Source organism: Vibrio sp. 9-16B-A1 (genome assembly GCF_056726165.1).
The window spans coordinates 96,727-113,762 of sequence record NZ_JBSDZD010000007.1 but is presented as its reverse complement, the minus strand read 5'-3'; the positions used below and the strand labels follow the sequence as shown (position 1 = coordinate 113,762).

Annotated in this window: 20 protein-coding genes; 5 read left to right on the top strand and 15 right to left on the bottom strand. The window is 53.2% G+C overall.

What is annotated here, in order from left to right:
- The first annotated feature begins 2 nt into the window (after positions 1-2).
- The 3 genes from ACVB80_RS13045 to rsmS are packed head-to-tail and all read left to right on the top strand — an operon-like array spanning position 3 to position 1,488.
- Entirely contained in the window at positions 3-782 is a 780-nt protein-coding gene (locus ACVB80_RS13045) for a sulfite exporter TauE/SafE family protein (RefSeq protein WP_481081722.1), read from the top strand.
- Positions 779-1,327, top strand: a complete 549-nt coding sequence (locus tag ACVB80_RS13040) for a primosomal replication protein (RefSeq protein WP_481081721.1) — start codon at positions 779-781, stop codon at positions 1,325-1,327. The genes ACVB80_RS13045 and ACVB80_RS13040 overlap by 4 nt, the downstream gene beginning before the upstream one ends.
- Positions 1,324-1,488 (top strand): pleiotropic regulatory protein RsmS, encoded by a 165-nt coding sequence (gene rsmS, locus ACVB80_RS13035; protein ID WP_481081720.1) that lies wholly within the window; start codon positions 1,324-1,326, stop codon positions 1,486-1,488. The genes ACVB80_RS13040 and rsmS overlap by 4 nt, the downstream gene beginning before the upstream one ends.
- Here the strand turns inward: rsmS and ACVB80_RS13030 are convergent.
- The 9 genes from ACVB80_RS13030 to htpX form a co-directional block, all read right to left on the bottom strand.
- Positions 1,485-2,018: a DUF3833 domain-containing protein gene (locus ACVB80_RS13030; RefSeq protein WP_481081719.1), complete on the bottom strand. Its 534-nt coding sequence runs from the start codon at positions 2,016-2,018 to the stop codon at positions 1,485-1,487. The two genes, rsmS and ACVB80_RS13030, sit on opposite strands and share 4 nt — an antisense overlap.
- Positions 2,015-2,569, bottom strand: a complete 555-nt coding sequence (locus tag ACVB80_RS13025) for a chalcone isomerase family protein (protein ID WP_481081718.1) — start codon at positions 2,567-2,569, stop codon at positions 2,015-2,017. The genes ACVB80_RS13030 and ACVB80_RS13025 overlap by 4 nt, the downstream gene beginning before the upstream one ends.
- Positions 2,569-3,057, bottom strand: a complete 489-nt coding sequence (locus ACVB80_RS13020) for a DUF2878 domain-containing protein (RefSeq protein ID WP_481081717.1) — start codon at positions 3,055-3,057, stop codon at positions 2,569-2,571. The genes ACVB80_RS13025 and ACVB80_RS13020 overlap by 1 nt, the downstream gene beginning before the upstream one ends.
- A complete protein-coding gene (locus ACVB80_RS13015) occupies positions 3,054-4,289 on the bottom strand; it encodes a class I SAM-dependent methyltransferase (protein ID WP_481081716.1) in 1,236 nt (411 codons plus the stop codon). Before ACVB80_RS13015 ends, ACVB80_RS13020 begins: the two co-directional genes overlap by 4 nt.
- Positions 4,276-5,028 carry a DUF1365 domain-containing protein gene (locus ACVB80_RS13010; protein WP_481081715.1) on the bottom strand — a complete coding sequence of 251 codons (753 nt, stop codon included), beginning with the start codon at positions 5,026-5,028 and terminating at the stop codon, positions 4,276-4,278. Before ACVB80_RS13010 ends, ACVB80_RS13015 begins: the two co-directional genes overlap by 14 nt.
- Positions 5,025-6,302, bottom strand: coding sequence for an NAD(P)/FAD-dependent oxidoreductase (locus ACVB80_RS13005; RefSeq protein WP_481081714.1), 1,278 nt, complete (start codon positions 6,300-6,302; stop codon positions 5,025-5,027). The genes ACVB80_RS13010 and ACVB80_RS13005 overlap by 4 nt, the downstream gene beginning before the upstream one ends.
- 4 nt (positions 6,303-6,306) lie before the next feature.
- Positions 6,307-7,038, bottom strand: a complete 732-nt coding sequence (locus ACVB80_RS13000; RefSeq protein ID WP_481081713.1) for an SDR family NAD(P)-dependent oxidoreductase — start codon at positions 7,036-7,038, stop codon at positions 6,307-6,309.
- Positions 7,035-7,454, bottom strand: coding sequence for a nuclear transport factor 2 family protein (locus tag ACVB80_RS12995; RefSeq protein ID WP_481081712.1), 420 nt, complete (start codon positions 7,452-7,454; stop codon positions 7,035-7,037). Before ACVB80_RS12995 ends, ACVB80_RS13000 begins: the two co-directional genes overlap by 4 nt.
- Before the next feature lie 220 nt (positions 7,455-7,674).
- Entirely contained in the window at positions 7,675-8,538 is an 864-nt protein-coding gene (gene htpX, locus ACVB80_RS12990) for a protease HtpX (RefSeq protein WP_481081711.1), read from the bottom strand.
- A gap of 388 nt (positions 8,539-8,926) precedes the next feature.
- On the opposite strand from htpX, the gene ACVB80_RS12985 reads away from it, so the two are divergent.
- Positions 8,927-9,097 (top strand): hypothetical protein, encoded by a 171-nt coding sequence (locus ACVB80_RS12985; protein ID WP_481081862.1) that lies wholly within the window; start codon positions 8,927-8,929, stop codon positions 9,095-9,097.
- A gap of 33 nt (positions 9,098-9,130) precedes the next feature.
- Here the strand turns inward: ACVB80_RS12985 and bioD are convergent, their stop codons facing one another.
- From bioD to bioB, 4 genes are read right to left on the bottom strand one after another with little or no spacing between them, the layout of a single operon-like run.
- Entirely contained in the window at positions 9,131-9,817 is a 687-nt protein-coding gene (gene bioD / locus ACVB80_RS12980; protein ID WP_481081710.1) for a dethiobiotin synthase, read from the bottom strand.
- A complete protein-coding gene (gene bioC, locus ACVB80_RS12975; RefSeq protein ID WP_481081709.1) occupies positions 9,814-10,617 on the bottom strand; it encodes a malonyl-ACP O-methyltransferase BioC in 804 nt (267 codons plus the stop codon). Before bioC ends, bioD begins: the two co-directional genes overlap by 4 nt.
- Positions 10,602-11,768 carry an 8-amino-7-oxononanoate synthase gene (gene bioF, locus ACVB80_RS12970; protein ID WP_481081708.1) on the bottom strand — a complete coding sequence of 389 codons (1,167 nt, stop codon included), beginning with the start codon at positions 11,766-11,768 and terminating at the stop codon, positions 10,602-10,604. The genes bioC and bioF overlap by 16 nt, the downstream gene beginning before the upstream one ends.
- On the bottom strand, positions 11,755-12,807 hold the full coding sequence (gene bioB / locus ACVB80_RS12965; RefSeq protein ID WP_481081707.1) for a biotin synthase BioB: 1,053 nt from the start codon (positions 12,805-12,807) through the stop codon (positions 11,755-11,757). Before bioB ends, bioF begins: the two co-directional genes overlap by 14 nt.
- Positions 12,808-12,954: 147 nt before the next feature.
- Between bioB and bioA the strand changes: the two genes are divergently transcribed.
- The gene (gene bioA, locus ACVB80_RS12960; protein WP_481081706.1) at positions 12,955-14,235 is read left to right on the top strand and encodes an adenosylmethionine--8-amino-7-oxononanoate transaminase; all 1,281 of its coding nucleotides are present in this window, start codon (positions 12,955-12,957) and stop codon (positions 14,233-14,235) included.
- 50 nt (positions 14,236-14,285) lie between these two features.
- On the opposite strand, the gene serS is transcribed toward bioA, so the two are convergent.
- Complete coding sequence (gene serS / locus ACVB80_RS12955; protein ID WP_481081705.1) at positions 14,286-15,593, bottom strand: serine--tRNA ligase; 1,308 nt, start codon at positions 15,591-15,593, stop codon at positions 14,286-14,288.
- Between the two features lie 93 nt (positions 15,594-15,686).
- Positions 15,687-17,036 carry a replication-associated recombination protein A gene (locus tag ACVB80_RS12950; protein WP_481081704.1) on the bottom strand — a complete coding sequence of 450 codons (1,350 nt, stop codon included), beginning with the start codon at positions 17,034-17,036 and terminating at the stop codon, positions 15,687-15,689.

Sequence of the window (17,036 nt, the reverse complement as noted above, 5' to 3'; positions counted from 1 at the left end):
ATATGGAATTTATCGAACCGGCCATGCTGATTGTTCTGGCACTGGTCGCTTTTGCTGCCGGATTTATTGACGCGGTTGCCGGTGGCGGCGGGATGCTGACCGTCCCTGCACTGCTCTCCCTTGGCCTGCCTCCTCATATTGCTCTAGGCACCAATAAACTGGCCGCGACGTTCGCCTCTTCAACGGCGGCCTTTACCTACTATAAAAAGCGCCTGTTTCAGCCTGCCTTCTGGTACCGCTGTTTCTTTGCCACTCTGACGGGGGCGATTCTGGGTACCCTGGCGGTCGATGCCATCAGCACCGACTGGCTGGAAAAAGTCCTGCCTCTGGTGATCCTGCTGGCTGCGGTTTATACCCTGTTCAACAAGGCACCTGCAGACCAGGGGCATGAGATCGAAACCGACTGCCCACGCTTTCCTAAAAAACAGTGGCTGCAGGGCCTGAGCCTGGGTTTTTATGATGGTGTAGCCGGCCCCGGCACCGGCGCATTCTGGACCGTCAGCAGCATGGTGCTTTACCGGGTGAACATCCTGCTGGCCTCCGGTCTTGCCAAAGCGATGAACTTCACCAGTAACCTGACCTCACTGGTTACCTTTGCCATACTGGGACATATTAACTGGGTACTTGGCCTGACCATGGGGGTATGCCTGATGGCTGGCGCTTTTGTTGGTGCTCACTCTGCAATCAGATTTGGTGCCAAATTTATCCGTCCGGTGTTTGTCACAGTGGTGATGATCCTGGCCGTCAAACTGGCGTATGATGCCTGGATAGTGAACCTATGAAATCTCTTTCAAGCGTATCTTCCAAACTCGAGCAACTGGCGCACCAGGCCGCCCAGCTTGACCGGCAGCGCGGGGAGCACCACCAGCCTCTGTTTGATGAGCGGCTGTTTCATTGCCGGGCAAGACTGTTGGTTCCCTGCGTAGAAGAAGCCAAAGCTACCCTGAGCTCTATAGAACGTGAGCAGCAAAGCGGCAGACTGACCGCTCCCCGGGCAGAGCACCTGACGTCACTGCTGCTGGCCCAGCTCGAAGCGCTGTCACGCGAGCTTTCAACGGCCAAAATCAGAAAGAATGAGATTAAGCACAGCAGTCACTTTCGCAAGCCGATTAATCAGCTCTATCAGGAACTGGCTCAGCACAATGAATGGGAAAGACGACTGAGAGAGTTGGTGCACGAAAAACAGGTGGCGCTCGATAATGCCCCACCACACATGAAAGCCCAGGCGCAACAGGCTTTGCTGGCGACGGAACAGCGCCTCAGCCGATGCCAGCAGGCAAGAACAAAAATTGAAAACCAGATCCACTACCGGGAAAGAAATCAATGAGCAACGACCAGTCTCCTTTAGACCAGGCACCAGAAGATGTAAAACTGGCGGTAGACCTCATCTACCTGCTGGAGAGCAATGAGATTGACCCAAAAGTCGCATTGAGCGCCCTGAAAATAGTCGAAGCCGATCTCCGGCGCAAACTGCCAGAGGCCAACTAGTCCGAACCCGCCTCCGGCTTTTGGAAAAACAGCGTCAGCTCTGCTACCTCCACACCAAACTTGGTGATGGAAGTACGGTTAAACAGGTGGCGCTCATCCACCCGGTAAAGCCAGTCGTCAAAATGCACTTTAGTGGTGCCATCGCCATACGGCAGTTCAAAATCATAGCGCCAGCGAAGTGCGTTCCCCTGCTCCTCTCCTTCGGCTATCCCGATGATATCTTCCGCCCGTCCGCTGTAACGGTTGTTTCCTGAACGGGTGATCACCCACACCCGGCGCGTCTTCTCGCCGTCGTCAAATACAAAATCTTCTTCCAGAGTGAGCACGTTCCCCTCAATCCGCCCATTGAGCGCAACCTCAAAACGGCGCTGAAGCTGACCACTGCGGTCCTGGATCATGCCCCAGGCCATAGTTTCGCCGGTAAAATACCCGAACAAATCAAATTCTGGATCCGTCTGACGGTAATCACTGATATCGGCAGAGCACCCAATCACCAGGCTTGCCACCAGCAGAGTAAAGTAACGTATCACCGACTCAGCCCTAACAGTTGCGCCCGGTGCGCCGGATACTCAGTAGACGGTGAGAGCCAGATGGAAATAAACGCATCATTCATCTTCTCATCACTGATCACCCCGATCACCTGCGAGCGGTCATCATTGCCATAGTAGATAAACTGACCAGTCAGGCCATCGGTCACATACACCAGGCTCTCGCCTTTCTGCACATCCGGATAAATTGCTGCCAGCTTCTCTGTCCAGGCGTCCTGCTGCTCTTTGCTGTATCCCAGGTGAGCCCACTGATCTTTGGTCGCTTCAAGCAGCTTCTGTTTGGGGATGTCACGAAGGTAACGAATAGAAAGTGCCATCGGATGGGGCGTTACATCATTCGACTGCAGATAATCGCCATCAGGCGTTCTGAGTTCGGACTGGTAAATATCAAAAAACAGCCAGCTGAGAACGGAAGTGCCCACAGTCGGCCAGCCATTCCAGTTCTGGTTATCCTGAGAACTTGGTGTCGATGCCATCGCCTGTGTTGCCAGCAGCAAACCTGCCAGTATTCCGGTCACTTTCATCTTCATCATCATTGCCCCCGCTGATTTTTCAGGATTGAAGTCACACCTGATGACAGCAAGAACCATTCCAGCGCGAGAACCATCATGGTAATTTGCACGCCCCATGGCCACTCCACCGCCTGCAGACGAAAACCGGCAAAGTAGCTGACAGGCCCGCCAACTGTCGCAGCAGCGATGATAAGCGAGGATGAAAAACGACCCAGCCAGTCGCGCACTGAAAACAGATACCAGACAAACGCGACCCAGAGCATGGCAAGCCACAGCGGCAGATGCGAAGTTGGGAACGCCAGAATACCGGCCCACTGATTAAGCGAGTCCATCGCGATCCCCGCCACCAGAACCAGCAACAGGGGTTTAACCGGGAGGGAGAACTTCCTCCAGGTCAGTACAAGTGTGGCACTGAGCAACAGACAAAGCCCCCACAGAGTCGCCTCACGCCCAATGACCGCCAGCAACCAGAGCCCCTGAAACCAAAGGGATACAAGAAGGATATTCATACGCCCCCCGGCTTTTCAAACGTGAGCTGGACAGTGCTGATGGTCTTGGCCTGAAAGCCGCCTTCACAGTAACTCAGGTAATAACGCCACATGCGGCAGAAGCGTTCGTCATAACCCAGACTGTGGACTCTCTCAGCGGCCAGATTAAACCGCTTATGCCAGATGGCTAAAGTTTGGGCATAATCTTGCCCCATGTCATGTAAGTCCCTCAAAACTAAGTCTGTATGACAGGTCGCGTGCTTAAGCAGTTGGGTGACAGATGGCAAAAAGCCGCCGGGGAAGATGTACTTCTGAATAAAATCGACCCCTTTACTGTATCTGTCGTAACGCTGATCGGTAATGGTGATCGCCTGAATCGCCATTTTTCCGCCAGGTTTGAGCAGTGACTGGCACTTGGTCAGATACGAAGTGAGGTACTCCTTGCCCACAGCCTCAATCATCTCTATCGACACCAGTTTGTCGAACTGGCCCAGCAGATCCCGGTAGTCTTCTTTGAGCAGGGTAACGCGATCTGTCAGACCAAGCTGTTCCAGCTTCTTCGAAACATAAGCGTGCTGCTCAGTAGAAATAGTGGTCGTGGTCACCCGACAGCCGTACTCAGTGGCCATATAGATCGCCATGGCGCCCCAGCCTGTTCCAATCTCCACTACGTGGTCGTCTGAACTGATCTCCAGCTCCTGACAAAGACGATCCATTTTGTTGAGCTGAGCCTTTTCGAGACCGTCATGTTCAGAAGTAAACAAGGCCGATGAGTAGAGCATGCGCTTATCCAGAAACGTCTCATAAAGATCGTTTCCGAGATCATAGTGGGCGGCTATGTTCTTTTTCGCCTGACTCCGGCTGTTACGGTTTCGCCAGTGACCGGCCAGGGTAACTGTCGAGCTCAGCCAGCCGATTTTGCTTTCCAGCTTATCCAGCACATCCAGATTGGCCGCCATCAGCCGGGTCAGCGCGGTTAAATCATGGCTGTCCCAATGCCCGTCTATATAGGCTTCTGCCGCACCAATACTGCCGCCTTTGAGTACCCGCAGATAGACGGAAGGAGAATGAAGCTCCACGACTGCTGTCAGGCTGTCGTCTTTATCACCAAAGCTGTAGCTTGCGCCAAAGTCTTCCACCAGAACCAGATGTCCTTTGCTCAGCTGAGTCAGCACCTTCAATACTGCGCTGCGGGCCAGCCTCTCTGCTGTACTGAAACGGCCGGTAATGGTTAACGAATCACTGTTTAACATGCGATTGCTCCTTGTCCGATGGATGTGAATAAAAAGGCGCGCCTTTGAGCCACAGCTTCAGTGCATGCCAGTAGATCCCCCACAGGATCTTTGCCGCAACCAGCGGGGTTTTAAAAAAGTAGCGAACCAGACTCCAGCGACTGAGTGGCACTGCCTTCATCGAAAGCCCGGCTGTAAACTCTTTTTGCTCCCGGCAGACATCCAGCCTGAGGGACAGCGATTCTCCGGGCTCCCTGAGATGCCATTTGTACTGCTGATCCAGTGGATTGAACGGCGAAACGTGAAACGCTTTTGAGTGCGCCCAGTTCTTCCCGTTCTCCCCCGGCTCTGCAGCTACTGCGTAATAGTGACGCTCATTCCAGGGGGTATTGCTTACCTCAGCGAGCAGCCAGCTGAACCGGCCCTGATCGTCATAGAGGTAGTAAAAGTTCACCGGGCTGAAATAAAAGCCAAAGTAGCGCAGCTGGCAAAGCGCCTTTACTTTGCCCTGCGGCCTTTCGCCGGTCAGCTCGAATACTTTGTCCTGCACTGCATGCTTCAGCGAACCGCTGCCCAGATAATCACTGCGCTTGAAGCGCGCCCAGTGCCAGAAACGGCGGCCAAAGCCCCATACACTGCGTTCCATCTCATCCAGTTCGTCGAGATCTATCAGCGGCATAAACAGCTGATACTCCAGGTAATGCCAGACCGGCGAGATCCTCTGATGGATCACCTTACCGTCCATCATGCAACTGTTCATGCTGCCCCCCTGTGGCTGGTCACCGGCAACGCACTGATCCCGCTCACCACGTCAAGTGCACTGCGTACGCCATCTTCGTGAAAACCGTTGTACCAATAAGCGCCGCAAAACCAGAGGCGGTCAACGCCATTGATACTCCCGCGCTGCTGCTGCGCGGTGACCGTATCGCGGGTAAATACCGGATGGTGGTAACAAAACTCCCGCAGAATCTTGCTATCCTCTATCTGTTCACGGCTGTTGAGGCTGACACAAAATGTATGCTCACCCTGAATATGCTGCAGAATGTTCATGTTATAGGTCAGGGTTGGCTTAATGGTGTCGTTGCCAGGCTGCGCGCCCAGGTAGTAATTCCAGGAAGCCCACGCCGCCCTGTTTTTCGGCAGCATTGATGTATCTGTGTGCAGGATCACCTCATTGGCCTGATACTCCAGCTTGCTCAGAACCCTTCTTTCCTGCTCCGCCGGACTGCTTATCATCGCCAGCGCCTGGTCGCTGTGGCAGGCAAGGATCACCTGATCAAACAGTTCACTGTCGACGGCCGTTTTCACCCTCACCCCATCCGGGCAACGTTCAACCGACTCAACCGGGCTGTTTAAGCGTATCCTGTCATGGAAATAGCGGGTCAGAGCCGGAATATAGGCGCCTGAACCGCCATTAATCACATACCACTGAGGGCGGTTCGCCACATCAAGCAGGCCATGGTTAAGGAAGAAACGCAGGAAGAAGCCCAGTGGAAAGGCGCGCATATCCGCAATGGTCGAAGACCAGATAGCCGCGCCCATAGGCAGTATGTAGTTCTGACAGAACTCATCGCTGAAACCATTTTGGTTCAGGAACTCACCAAGCGTCTGGTGAGTGGTATCACCCGAAGCGGCAGTGGCTTTGGCCATGCGGTTAAATCGCAGAATTTCCCAGATAAAGTGATAGAAACCCGGGTTCACAAGATTACGCTTTTGAGCAAACAGGGTGGAAAGTGAATGGCCGTTATATTCAAGGCCACTTGCATCGTTACGGACACTGAAGCTCATTTCTGTTTTCCGGCCTGAAATTCCAATCTCTTCCATCAGGGCGATGAACTCCGGGTAGGTGCGGTCGTTGTAAACGATAAATCCGGTGTCTACCTGGTAGTCTTCGCCATCCAGTGAGACATCCACTGTCGCAGTGTGGCCGCCAACGTAGTCGTTCGCTTCATAGACAGTGATATCATGCTCGCGGCTCAGGTGATAGCCACAGGTCAGTCCGGAAATCCCGGTGCCAATAATTGCGATTTTCATATCCTTACTCCCTGATAAGCTTTGAACACAACCGCTGTTGCCAGCCGGCCGGTAATAACGCGATAAAACGAATAACCGAAGTGAACAGCCGCGGGAAATAGATACTCCGCTTCCCCGCCTGAACACCTTTACGAATCGCCTCTGACGCCTGCTCAACGCTGACCATTTGTGGCATGGCAAAATCGTTTCTGGCCGTCAGCGGCGTTTCAACAAAACCCGGGTACACCACAGTGACCGCGATCCCGGCAGGCTCCAGCTGAAGGGCCATGGATTTGGCCAGGTAGCTGACAGCCGCTTTCGACGCACCATAAGCCTCTGCTCGTGGCAACGGCAGCTCTCCGGCAATGGAGCTGACGATTACGATGCGATCCCCGGCGTTAAGCCGTGGCTGCGCCGCTTCAATGCAATGACACAGGCCCTGAAAATTGGTTGCTGACACCCGATGCATCAATGCAGAGTCAATCTGACCTTTCTCTATGTACTCACAGTCTCCTGCGTTAAAAATCCAGATGTCAGGGCTGAGCTCCAGACCGGCCAATGCTTCTTTGCAGGCTTCAAGATCCGTAATATCGAAACGGCATGAATGGGTACCATACTGAGATCTGAGACCTTCAAGCCTGACTTCATTCCTGCCACAGGCTACGACTTCCCAGCCCTGCATCGCATAGTCCACGGCCAGCTGTCTGCCTATTCCGGATGTGGCACCGGTTATCAGCACGCACGGTTTGTTACTCATTGTCCCAGCCCCGCTTTGATTCGTTTAATAAGGCTGCCAAGCAACGGCAACTGCTCGTAAAGCATTTCACCGAGATCAAAGTAGTCACGGTGATAAACCACTTTATCTTCAAGAATGCGGATATGAGTACAACCGGAAACCGTGACCATTTCGCCGCGATTGAGTTTTGGGTGGACAAGGTGCATCTGCCAGGTCAGAAATCCGCTGTCGCCGCTTTGCTGGGTTTCGGTGATCACAAAGCGGCAGCTCTTCACGTTACGGTAAAGCTGCTCGAAATAGGCAAGCAGCATTTCTCGGCCACACAGCTGGTGCGCAGGGTCTGAGAACACCACTTTTGGGTGGTAGATCTTCTCCAGAGTGCCCAGAGTTTCCGGGCTTAGCTGCTGATAAAAGTCGGCAACCTGTTCAATGTCCATCGCGAAACCTTGTACAAAATTATTTGCTGTACAGTTAATCTAGATCAAGTCTTGTGGTTGTACAAATATTTTTTTGTATAACCATAGAGAGTGTAATGAGATTGGTTATCGGGAAATGAGAGACGAGAGACGAGAGACGAGAAAGAGAAGAAAATAACTTGCCGAAAGAAAAAAGGCCTGACTCCAAAAGGGCCAGGCCGTTGTGATTCAGATTCTTCGGTTATGCGTCACGCAGTGCCTGGATACGTTTTTCCAGCGGCGGGTGAGTCATCAGCAGTTCGGTCATGGTACGGTGACCATTGATACCAAAGGCCATCATAGAACCTTCCAGCTGAGGTTCGTGGCTGACTTTCAGGCGCTCAAGCGCGGCAATCATCTTATGTTTGCCCACCAGCTGAGCGGCACCGGCATCAGCGTAGTATTCACGGCGACGGCTGTACCATTTGGTAATAAAGCTCGCCAGAATACCAAACACCAGCTCCAGCACCATAGACACAGCAAAATACACCATCATGCTGCTGCCCTGGCCCTCTTCATCGTCATTGCTGGCCACGATGTTGGCGATAAAGCGAGACAGGAAGATAACAAAGGTGTTCACCACACCCTGAAGCAGGGTCATGGTCACCATGTCACCGTTAGCGATATGGCTGACTTCGTGCGCCAGTACCGCTTCTGCTTCATCACGGGTCATGTTATGCAGAAGACCGGTAGATACAGCAACCAGCGAGTCATCACGCTTGGCGCCGGTTGCAAATGCGTTGATATCCGGCGCATCATAAATCGCTACGGTTGGCATACCAATGCCCACCTGCTCAGACTGACGACGTACGGTTTCCACCAGCCAGTGTTCAGTTTCATTGCGCGGGCTGTCAATAACCTGACCACCCACTGAGCGCAGTGCCATGCCTTTCGACATCATTAGTGAGATAAAGGCACCACCAAAACCAAACAGACCCGCCATCACGATCAGGCCATTCAGGCTGCCCGGTTGCAGGCCGGTAAAGGCATATACAAGGTTAAGTACTATGCCAAGCACCACCATAACGGCCAGGTTGGTTGCGATAAACAGCATTGCACGCTTCATTTACATTCTCCAGAGTAAGGAATTTGGATTATACATCGGGGCTTATACTCTGCCCCTGTGCCGCTTAGCGGCCGACTATTACTTGTTATATATAGTCTAAGATTTTGAAAACAAGGTTAAGCGGCAAATTGCAACATTTTGTTTTTGTTGTTGTACCCGCTCCCGGTCAGAAGCAGCTGAGCAAACACGCATAAACCCATCCATGGGGCTTCACCGCGCCTTCCCTGGCGCGAAGAGTTTGCTCAACTGCTTCTGACCGGTACTAATGACACAGGTTTAGCCATGGCACAAAGCTTAAACTGGTTATTAGACCTTAGTCGAATTGCATCCCCTGTAACACAGGGTTAATGTGCGCTATGTAACGGATGGAATACCGAACGGAGTGAAGATGATGACGGATGATACTAACTACCGTATGGCAATTGATATGCTGTGCTGCCACCTGGGGCTGACAGAAGATGAAGCCAAAGAGCAGCTTGGTTTGGCGGGCAGCGGGATCCCGGGAGAGAGATTTACAGAAACTCAGACCGCGCTGATGGGGCTGAGCCAGGAGCAGTAAAAGAAAAGGGCTGATTCAATCAGCCCTTTTTAATCAGCGAATATCCTTCAGTGGCGAAATATCCATATACTTGCCGATATCCTTTTTCTTCACACTTGGTACATACGGGATCATACCCAGCTTAGGCGCCGGAATGTTCTCTTCCAGTGTTTCGATGATCTCTGCATAGTGCTCGGTGCCCGGGTTAATGCGGTTGGCCACCCAGCCCACCAGATTAAGACCATCGTTTTTGATCGCCTGTGCAGTCAAAATCGCGTGACTCAGACAGCCAAGCTTGATCCCCACAACCAGTACTACCGGCAGGTTCTCTTTTTTAACCCAGGTCGCCAGTTGGTCGTTGTCCGTAACCGGTACATACCAGCCACCGGCGCCTTCAACCAGTACTACATCGGCGTCTTTCTTATGCTGTGCCAGCTTGTCGCTCAGCACATCGTAGTCGATCTCCACGCCATCGTGCTTCGCTGCGATATGCGGAGACGTAGGCAGAGACAACGCATAAGGGTTTACGTCATCGTATTCAATATCCAGTGTTGCCGCAGCCTGCAGGTGCAGTGCGTCTGAGTTCCGGTATCCCTGCTCAGTCAGTTTGCTTCCCGCGGCAACCGGCTTGTAACCGATTGTGGAATAGCCCTGGGCAGCAATCGCTTGCAAGATCGCTTTGGATGCGACGGTTTTCCCCACTTCGGTGTCCGTACCGGCAATAAAAAATGCATCAATCATGCTGTAATCACTCCAAAACAAACTTGGTAAGTTGCAGGTAATAGACCCTGATGGTTTTCATATTTCTGATATTCCCGCTCTACACCTGATAATGCGCTTCTGGTCATCATGCCGCCGGAGCGGCCGGCAACGTGATTTGCACCAATACCTTTCAGGTCGCGCATCAGCGCCAGTGCAGAGGGGTACCATACGGTCATAGCAGCAAAGTCTATGTGATGACTACGGGCGCCAGATTGCGCTAACGCAAGTTTTACCTGCTTTGGGCTGATAAACTCATTCACATGTTGATGCGAATCAATTTTATTCCAGGCATTCTTTAACTCTATCAGTGAGCCATCGAGCAGGGTTGAAAAGAAAACCTGACCTCCGGCCCTGCATACCCGGCGCATTTCACGCAGGGGTACTGACAGGTCGTCACACCACTGAAGTGCCAGACTTGTAACCACCAAATCAAACTCTCCGGTGACAAATGGCAGTTGCTCGGCATCAGCCACAACATACTCAGCGACATGATCTGCGCAGCGTTTTTGGCACTCGGCCAGCATCTCAGGCGAAAGATCCGCAGCAGTCACTGCCGCGCCCCGCTCTGCCAGCGCAAGTGTGACATAACCGGTGCCGCACCCAAGGTCGAGTACTTTCAGCCCGTTCAGAGACTCAGGAAGACCTGCCAAAAGCCTGTCAGCGACCTGACGCTGAAACTCTGCATGCCGGTCATAACTGGCTGCCGCCCGGCCAAAAGCCATCGCCACTGCCTGCTTGCTGTCGCTCTGCCACTGTAGATGAGCTAACTCTGACAACATGTCACTCTCTCCATGATTTGAGTTAAATCTTCTGCCAGCGCCCCTATCTGGCTTTCTGTGTGACTGGCCGTAAGGGTGATCCTGAGCCTGGCCGTACCCGCCGGTACCGTTGGAGGCCGGATAGCACTGACCCAGTGGCCTTTTTCACGAAGCTGCTGCGCAACACTCACCGCCACCTCACTCTCTCCGATTACAAAAGGTTTAATCGGAGTATCTGTCCTGACGTAACCCGGGCAACCTGAAAGGCTGTGATGATAAACCTGCTGCAACTCGTCCAGCCTGTCACGCCGCCACTGCTCACTTCTCAGCATCCTGGCTGCGGTTGTCAGGGCATGGGCCTGTGAAGGAGGAATTGCCGTGGAATAAACATGATGGCGGGCAAACTGTACCAGGTAATCAGAAAGATGGTGACTGCACAGAACCGCTGCGCCAGAAAGCCCAAAAGCCTTACCAAAAGTCACGACCAGCAGTTCTGGTTTGATGTTCGCCCGGGCGCAACTTCCTTTTCCCTCTGGTCCTGTCACACCCACGCCATGGGCATCGTCCACCATCATCAGCGTTCCCTTGCTGTCGCAAACCTCACGCAACTGCTCAAGTGGTGCCCGATCTCCGTCCATGCTGAACACCCCTTCGGTCACCAGCAGAGACGGCAGTTCCGTTTCCAGCAGCTTCGCTGCATGTTCGACGTCGTTATGGCGAAAACGCTTCATCTGCGCCGGAGACAAACTGCCCGCCTCCATAAGCGAGGCATGATTGAGCCGGTCCTGGACCAGCAGGTCACCTTTCTCTGCCAGGGTAAACAGCACCGCCTGATTTGCGGAAAACCCAGAACCGAACAATACCGCCGAGTCAAAGTTCAGCCAGTCACACAGCTCATCGCACAGTGCCTGGTGAGCCGGGCTGTAGCCGGTCACCAGGGGTGATGCAGCACTCCCGGCACCATACAGGTCGATGCCCTGCTGCCAGCTTTGGCCCAGCTCCGGAGCGGTGGCCAGTCCCAGATAATCATTACCGGAGAAGTTGCAGTATTCGCGGCTCTGATGAGAAAAGCGTACCTGGTTTGAACCACTTAACGGCATGAGACTGCGCTTCAGTCCGTTTTCCTGTCTGGCTTTCAGTCTGTTGACTATTCGCTGGTTAAACGCTGGCATCGTAAAACAGGTCGTCTTTTCCTGGTCTGGCTGCTACGCGTTCAACCACCTGCTCTAGCAGTTCATTTTCCTGGATTTGGTCTGGTTTCTGCGCCACCTGCTCACTGTTGATCCCGAGCTTGTCAAACAACTGCATGTCGCTGTCTTCATCCGGGTTTGGTGTGGTCAGCAGCTTGCAGCCGTAGAAAATGGAATTTGCACCGGCCATAAAACAAAGCGCCTGCATCTGCTCATTCATGTTTTCCCGCCCGGCAGACAGACGTACTGCCGACTGCGGCATCATAATCCGCGCTGCTGCGATAAGGCGAATGAAGTCAAATGGCTCGACCTCTTCTGCTTCTTCCAGCGGGGTACCTTTTACTTTAACCAGCATATTTATTGGCACACTCTCAGGATGAACCGGCAGGTTCGCCAGCTCTGCCAGCAGCCCGGCCCGGTCAGAGACTTTTTCACCCATTCCGATAATGCCACCCGAGCAGATCTTCATCCCGGCATCACGAACATGAGACAGCGTATCGAGGCGATCCTGATATGTGCGGGTCGTGATGATATTGCTGTAGTACTCAGGAGAGGTATCCAGATTGTGGTTGTAATAATCAAGTCCGGCCTGAGCCAGTTCACCGGCCTGCTCAGGAGTCAGCATCCCCAGCGTCATACAGGTTTCCAGCCCCATAGACTTCACCCCCTGAATCATCTCTTTCAGGTACGGCATATCACGCTCTTTGGGATTCTTCCACGCAGCGCCCATACAAAAACGGGTTGAGCCGGCATTTTTGGCTTTCTGAGCGGCATCGAGTACCCGCTCCACTTCCATCAGGCGTTCTTTGTCCACGTCAGTACGATAGTGCGCACTCTGCGGACAGTACTTACAGTCTTCGGGGCAGGCGCCGGTTTTGATCGATAGCAGGGTGCTGACCTGAACCTGATTTGACTGATGATGAGCGCGGTGAACCTGCTGGGCTTCAAAAAGCAGATCCATAAATGGTTTATCCAGCAGAGCCTGTACCTGCTGCACTGTCCAGTTGTGACGTACTTCCACGGGTGGTTCCTTTATCTTTGTTTCGACATTGTTTTTTGTCATTGCTGCTTGGCTAGTCTACGTAGCCGCGATAAACTGTCAACACAAAAACAAAGCCAGAGTTTACGCTTGGTTGATTTTTAACCTTTTAATTTGGAATTTTTCGGAATGGATCTGAATTTCGACCGCCAGCATATCTGGCACCCCTACACGTCTGTACTCACTCCCCTGACCTGCTATCCGGTCACTTCCGCTAAAGGTGTGATGCTGGAGCTTGAAGACGGAGCAGAGCTGATTGACGGTATGTCATCATGGTGGTCTGCCATCCACGGCTATAATCATCCGGTGCTCAATGAGGCCGCTAAAGCTCAGCTGGATAAGATGTCTCACGTGATGTTCGGCGGTATAACTCACCAGCCAGCGATAGATGTCTGTAAGCGCCTGCTTACCCTGGCACCCGACAACCTGAAACAGGTATTTCTGGCCGACTCCGGCTCAGTCGCAGTTGAAGTCAGCCTGAAGATGGCGCTGCAATACTGGCATGCCAAAGGAGAGCGACGTCCTAAATTCCTCACCCTCCGCCACGGCTACCACGGCGATACTTTTGCCGCCATGTCGGTGACTGACCCGGATAACTCCATGCACAGCCTCTACAAAGGCTTTCTGCCGGAGCATATTTTTGCCGATTCCCCGGCCTGCGGATATTTCGATGAGTGGGATCCGGCCGATATCAGCGATTTCCGCGAGAAAGTTGAAAAACATCATAAGGACATTGCTGCTGTTATTCTGGAGCCAATCGTCCAGGGTGCCGGAGGGATGCGCATCTATCACCCACAGTTCCTGCGCGAAGTGCGCTCGCTGTGCGACGAACACGGCTTACTTCTGATCCTGGATGAAATCGCCACCGGCTTTGGCCGCACCGGTAAGCTCTTTGCCTGTGAGCACGCAGATATCCAGCCCGATATTCTTTGTTTGGGTAAAGCCCTGACCGGCGGGTATATGACCCTGTCCGCCACCCTGACCAGCAAAACGGTGGCAGAAACCATCTGCAGTGGTGAAGCCGGTTGCTTCATGCACGGCCCAACCTTTATGGGCAACCCACTGGCCTGCGCCACCGCCAGTGCAAGCCTGGCGCTGATTGAACAGGGTGGCTGGAAAGCCCAGACCGGGGCCATTGAAGCGCAGTTTGCAAAGCTTCTTCCTCCCCTGGCAGAACATCCTCGGGTTAAAGAGGTTCGCTGGCTGGGCGCGATAGGCGTAGTGGAAACCCACCAGCCGGTAAACATGGAAGCGATCCAGAAACACTTTGTCGACAGTGGCGTCTGGATCCGTCCGTTTGGCAGGCTGATTTATGTGATGCCACCTTATATCAGTAAGCCAGAGCATATTAAGGCGCTGGTTAAAGCCATCACGACGGTAATGGAAAAAGACAGCTGTTTCAGCACTTAAGGCATAAAAAAACCGACGCAATCGCGTCGGTTTTCTCATTGAGCCGGTAATTAACCGATATGGGTTTGACCACCCATGTATTTCTGCAGTGCCGTTGGGATACGGATGCGGCCGTCGGCTTCCTGGTTGTTTTCCATGATAGCAACCATGGTACGACCAACTGCCAGGCCAGAACCGTTCAGGGTGTGTAGCAGCTCAGGCTTCTTCTCGCCTTTACGACGGAAGCGAGCCTGCATGCGGCGCGCCTGGAAGTCCCACATGTTTGAGCACGATGAGATCTCACGGTAAGTGTTTTGAGCAGGAACCCAAACTTCCAGGTCGTAAGTCTTACGTGCGCCGAAGCCCATGTCACCGGTACACAACAGAACTTTACGGTATGGCAGTTCCAGGATCTGAAGCACTTTCTCAGCGTGTGCAGTCAGCTCTTCCAGAGCATCCATCGAATCTTCCGGACGGGTGATCTGTACCAGCTCAACTTTATCAAACTGGTGCATACGGATAAGACCACGGGTGTCACGGCCGTAAGAACCGGCTTCAGAACGGAAACAAGGTGTATGAGCCGTCATCTTCAGTGGCAGATCTGCCTCTTCAGTGATGGTGTCACGAACCATGTTGGTTACCGGTACTTCTGCAGTCGGGATCAGAGACAGTTTACGTGGCTCTTCATCGTTTACTTTTTCAGTCAGTGGCTCAGTGTGGAACAGATCTTTACCAAATTTTGGCAGCTGACCGGTACCGAACAGGCTGTCAGAGTTCACCAGGTACGGCATGTACATTTCTGTGTAGCCGTGCTCTTCAGTGTGCAGGTCCAGCATGAACTGAGCCAGTGCACGGTGAAGACGGGCAAACTGACCTTTCATCACGATGAAACGTGCGCCGGTGATCTTAGTTGCGCTTGCAAAGTCCAGACCGTCACCCAGCTCACCCAGGTCAACGTGGTCTTTCACTTCAAAATCGTAAGACGCAGGTTCGCCCCAGCGTGAGATCTCAAGGTTGTCGTCTTCGTCTTTACCTTCCGGAACTTCGTCCGCTGGCAGGTTTGGAATAGACAGGGTGATCTCTTCCAGCTTAGCCTGAACCTCGTTCAGCTCAACTTTCTTAGCTTCCAGCTCTGCGCCCAGGTTTGCGATCTGTGCTTTGATCTCTTCAGCGCCTTCTTTGTCGCCGGCCGCCATTTTCTGGCCGATCAGCTTGGAACTGGAGTTACGCGTGGATTGTAAATTTTCAACTTCTACCTGAATGGACTTGCGTTGTTCTTCAAGTTGACGAATGGTCTCAACGTCGAGGGTAAAGCCGCGACGCGCCAGTTTTGCAGCTGTTTCATCCAGCTCTGTGCGAAGTAATTTAGAATCCAGCATTGCTAATCCTATGCCTTATTTTAGTTTGTGAAAGCGGCAGCGTCCGCGCCGCTCGGAGAAAAGGTGTTACCAAGTAAGGTTATCCAAAAAGCACTAGTTTTCATAGCGCTTTCGGGGGCTTTTTGCGTTCAAATTGGCCAGATAATCTAACTTCTCGCCAATTTTGGTCTCCAAACCGCGGTTTGTTGGAAAATAGTAACGGGTTTGTGCCATTTCGGGAGGGAAATAGACCTCTCCCGCCGCATACGCGCCTGGTTCATCGTGGGCGTAACGGTACTCCTGACCGTAACCGAGATCTTTCATCAGCGAAGTCGGCGCGTTACGCAGGTGTACCGGTACTTCGTATTCCGGGTGATTGTGCGCATCAGAGAGCGCCTGCTTCCAGGCGGTGTACACGGCATTGCTCTTTGGCGCGCAGGCAAGATAGACAATCGCCTGGGCAATAGCGCGTTCACCTTCTGCCGGGCCAACCCGGGTAAAGCAGTCCCAGGCAGACAGCGCTACCTGCATCGCTCTGGGGTCCGCATTGCCGACATCTTCTGAAGCGATAGCCAACAGACGGCGGGCAATATAGAGCGGGTCACAGCCTGCTGCGATCATCCTCGCCGCCCAGTAGAGCGCCGCATCCGGATCTGAGCCGCGGATAGATTTGTGCACCGCGGAAATCAGGTCATACCAAATATCGCCTTTTTTATCGAAACGGCTGACTTTCTCGCCCGCTACTTCGGCAAGCAGCGCCAGGGAAATCTGTTTTTCCCCCTCATCACTCTCCTGCGCCATATCAAACAGCAGCTCCAGGTAGTTGAGTGACATGCGTGCATCGCCATTGACCAGCTCAGACAGCCGCTCCAGCACCCCTTCTTCGAAATGAGCACTCTGGTTACCCAGCCCCCGCTCGCTGTCTTCCAGCGCCTGAGTGAGCACCGTCATAATGTCCTGCTGATTAAGCGAGGTCAGCTTGTACACCCGTGCCCGGGAAAGCAGCGCGTTGTTGAGTTCGAATGACGGGTTTTCGGTAGTCGCACCGATAAACGTCACTGTGCCATCTTCAATGTGTGGCAGAAAAGCATCCTGCTGGCTTTTGTTGAAGCGATGTACCTCATCAACAAACAATATGGTCCGGCGACCCGCCAGCTTATTCTCGCGCGCTTTATCGATAGCCGCGCGGATATCTTTCACCCCGGATGTGACGGCCGATACCCGCTCAACTTCCGCATTCGCGTAGTTAGCTGCGACTTCCGCAAGTGTGGTTTTGCCCGTACCCGGTGGCCCCCACAGGATCATCGAATGGATCTGACCGGCTTCCAGAGCGCGGCGCAGGGGCTTACCCTCGCCCAGAATATGCTGCTGACCGATATACTGCTGAACCGTCTGCGGCCGCATTCTGGCCGCAAGAGGACGGAAATCTTCGTCTGACGCGAAGTCGAGGGTATAGTTGCTCAC

What these genes read in the sequence shown, in the direction of transcription:
- ACVB80_RS13045 (WP_481081722.1), top strand. Translation starts at nt 3, where the DNA reads ATGGAATTTATCGAACCGGCCATGCTGATTGTTCTGGCACTGGTCGCT.
- ACVB80_RS13040 (WP_481081721.1), top strand. Translation starts at nt 779, where the DNA reads ATGAAATCTCTTTCAAGCGTATCTTCCAAACTCGAGCAACTGGCGCAC.
- rsmS (WP_481081720.1), top strand. Translation starts at nt 1,324, where the DNA reads ATGAGCAACGACCAGTCTCCTTTAGACCAGGCACCAGAAGATGTAAAA.
- ACVB80_RS13025 (WP_481081718.1), bottom strand. Translation starts at nt 2,569, where the DNA reads ATGATGAAGATGAAAGTGACCGGAATACTGGCAGGTTTGCTGCTGGCA.
- ACVB80_RS13020 (WP_481081717.1), bottom strand. Translation starts at nt 3,057, where the DNA reads ATGAATATCCTTCTTGTATCCCTTTGGTTTCAGGGGCTCTGGTTGCTG.
- ACVB80_RS13015 (WP_481081716.1), bottom strand. Translation starts at nt 4,289, where the DNA reads ATGTTAAACAGTGATTCGTTAACCATTACCGGCCGTTTCAGTACAGCA.
- ACVB80_RS13010 (WP_481081715.1), bottom strand. Translation starts at nt 5,028, where the DNA reads ATGAACAGTTGCATGATGGACGGTAAGGTGATCCATCAGAGGATCTCG.
- ACVB80_RS13005 (WP_481081714.1), bottom strand. Translation starts at nt 6,302, where the DNA reads ATGAAAATCGCAATTATTGGCACCGGGATTTCCGGACTGACCTGTGGC.
- ACVB80_RS13000 (WP_481081713.1), bottom strand. Translation starts at nt 7,038, where the DNA reads ATGAGTAACAAACCGTGCGTGCTGATAACCGGTGCCACATCCGGAATA.
- ACVB80_RS12995 (WP_481081712.1), bottom strand. Translation starts at nt 7,454, where the DNA reads ATGGACATTGAACAGGTTGCCGACTTTTATCAGCAGCTAAGCCCGGAA.
- htpX (WP_481081711.1), bottom strand. Translation starts at nt 8,538, where the DNA reads ATGAAGCGTGCAATGCTGTTTATCGCAACCAACCTGGCCGTTATGGTG.
- ACVB80_RS12985 (WP_481081862.1), top strand. Translation starts at nt 8,927, where the DNA reads ATGATGACGGATGATACTAACTACCGTATGGCAATTGATATGCTGTGC.
- bioD (WP_481081710.1), bottom strand. Translation starts at nt 9,817, where the DNA reads ATGATTGATGCATTTTTTATTGCCGGTACGGACACCGAAGTGGGGAAA.
- bioC (WP_481081709.1), bottom strand. Translation starts at nt 10,617, where the DNA reads ATGTTGTCAGAGTTAGCTCATCTACAGTGGCAGAGCGACAGCAAGCAG.
- bioF (WP_481081708.1), bottom strand. Translation starts at nt 11,768, where the DNA reads ATGCCAGCGTTTAACCAGCGAATAGTCAACAGACTGAAAGCCAGACAG.
- bioA (WP_481081706.1), top strand. Translation starts at nt 12,955, where the DNA reads ATGGATCTGAATTTCGACCGCCAGCATATCTGGCACCCCTACACGTCT.
- serS (WP_481081705.1), bottom strand. Translation starts at nt 15,593, where the DNA reads ATGCTGGATTCTAAATTACTTCGCACAGAGCTGGATGAAACAGCTGCA.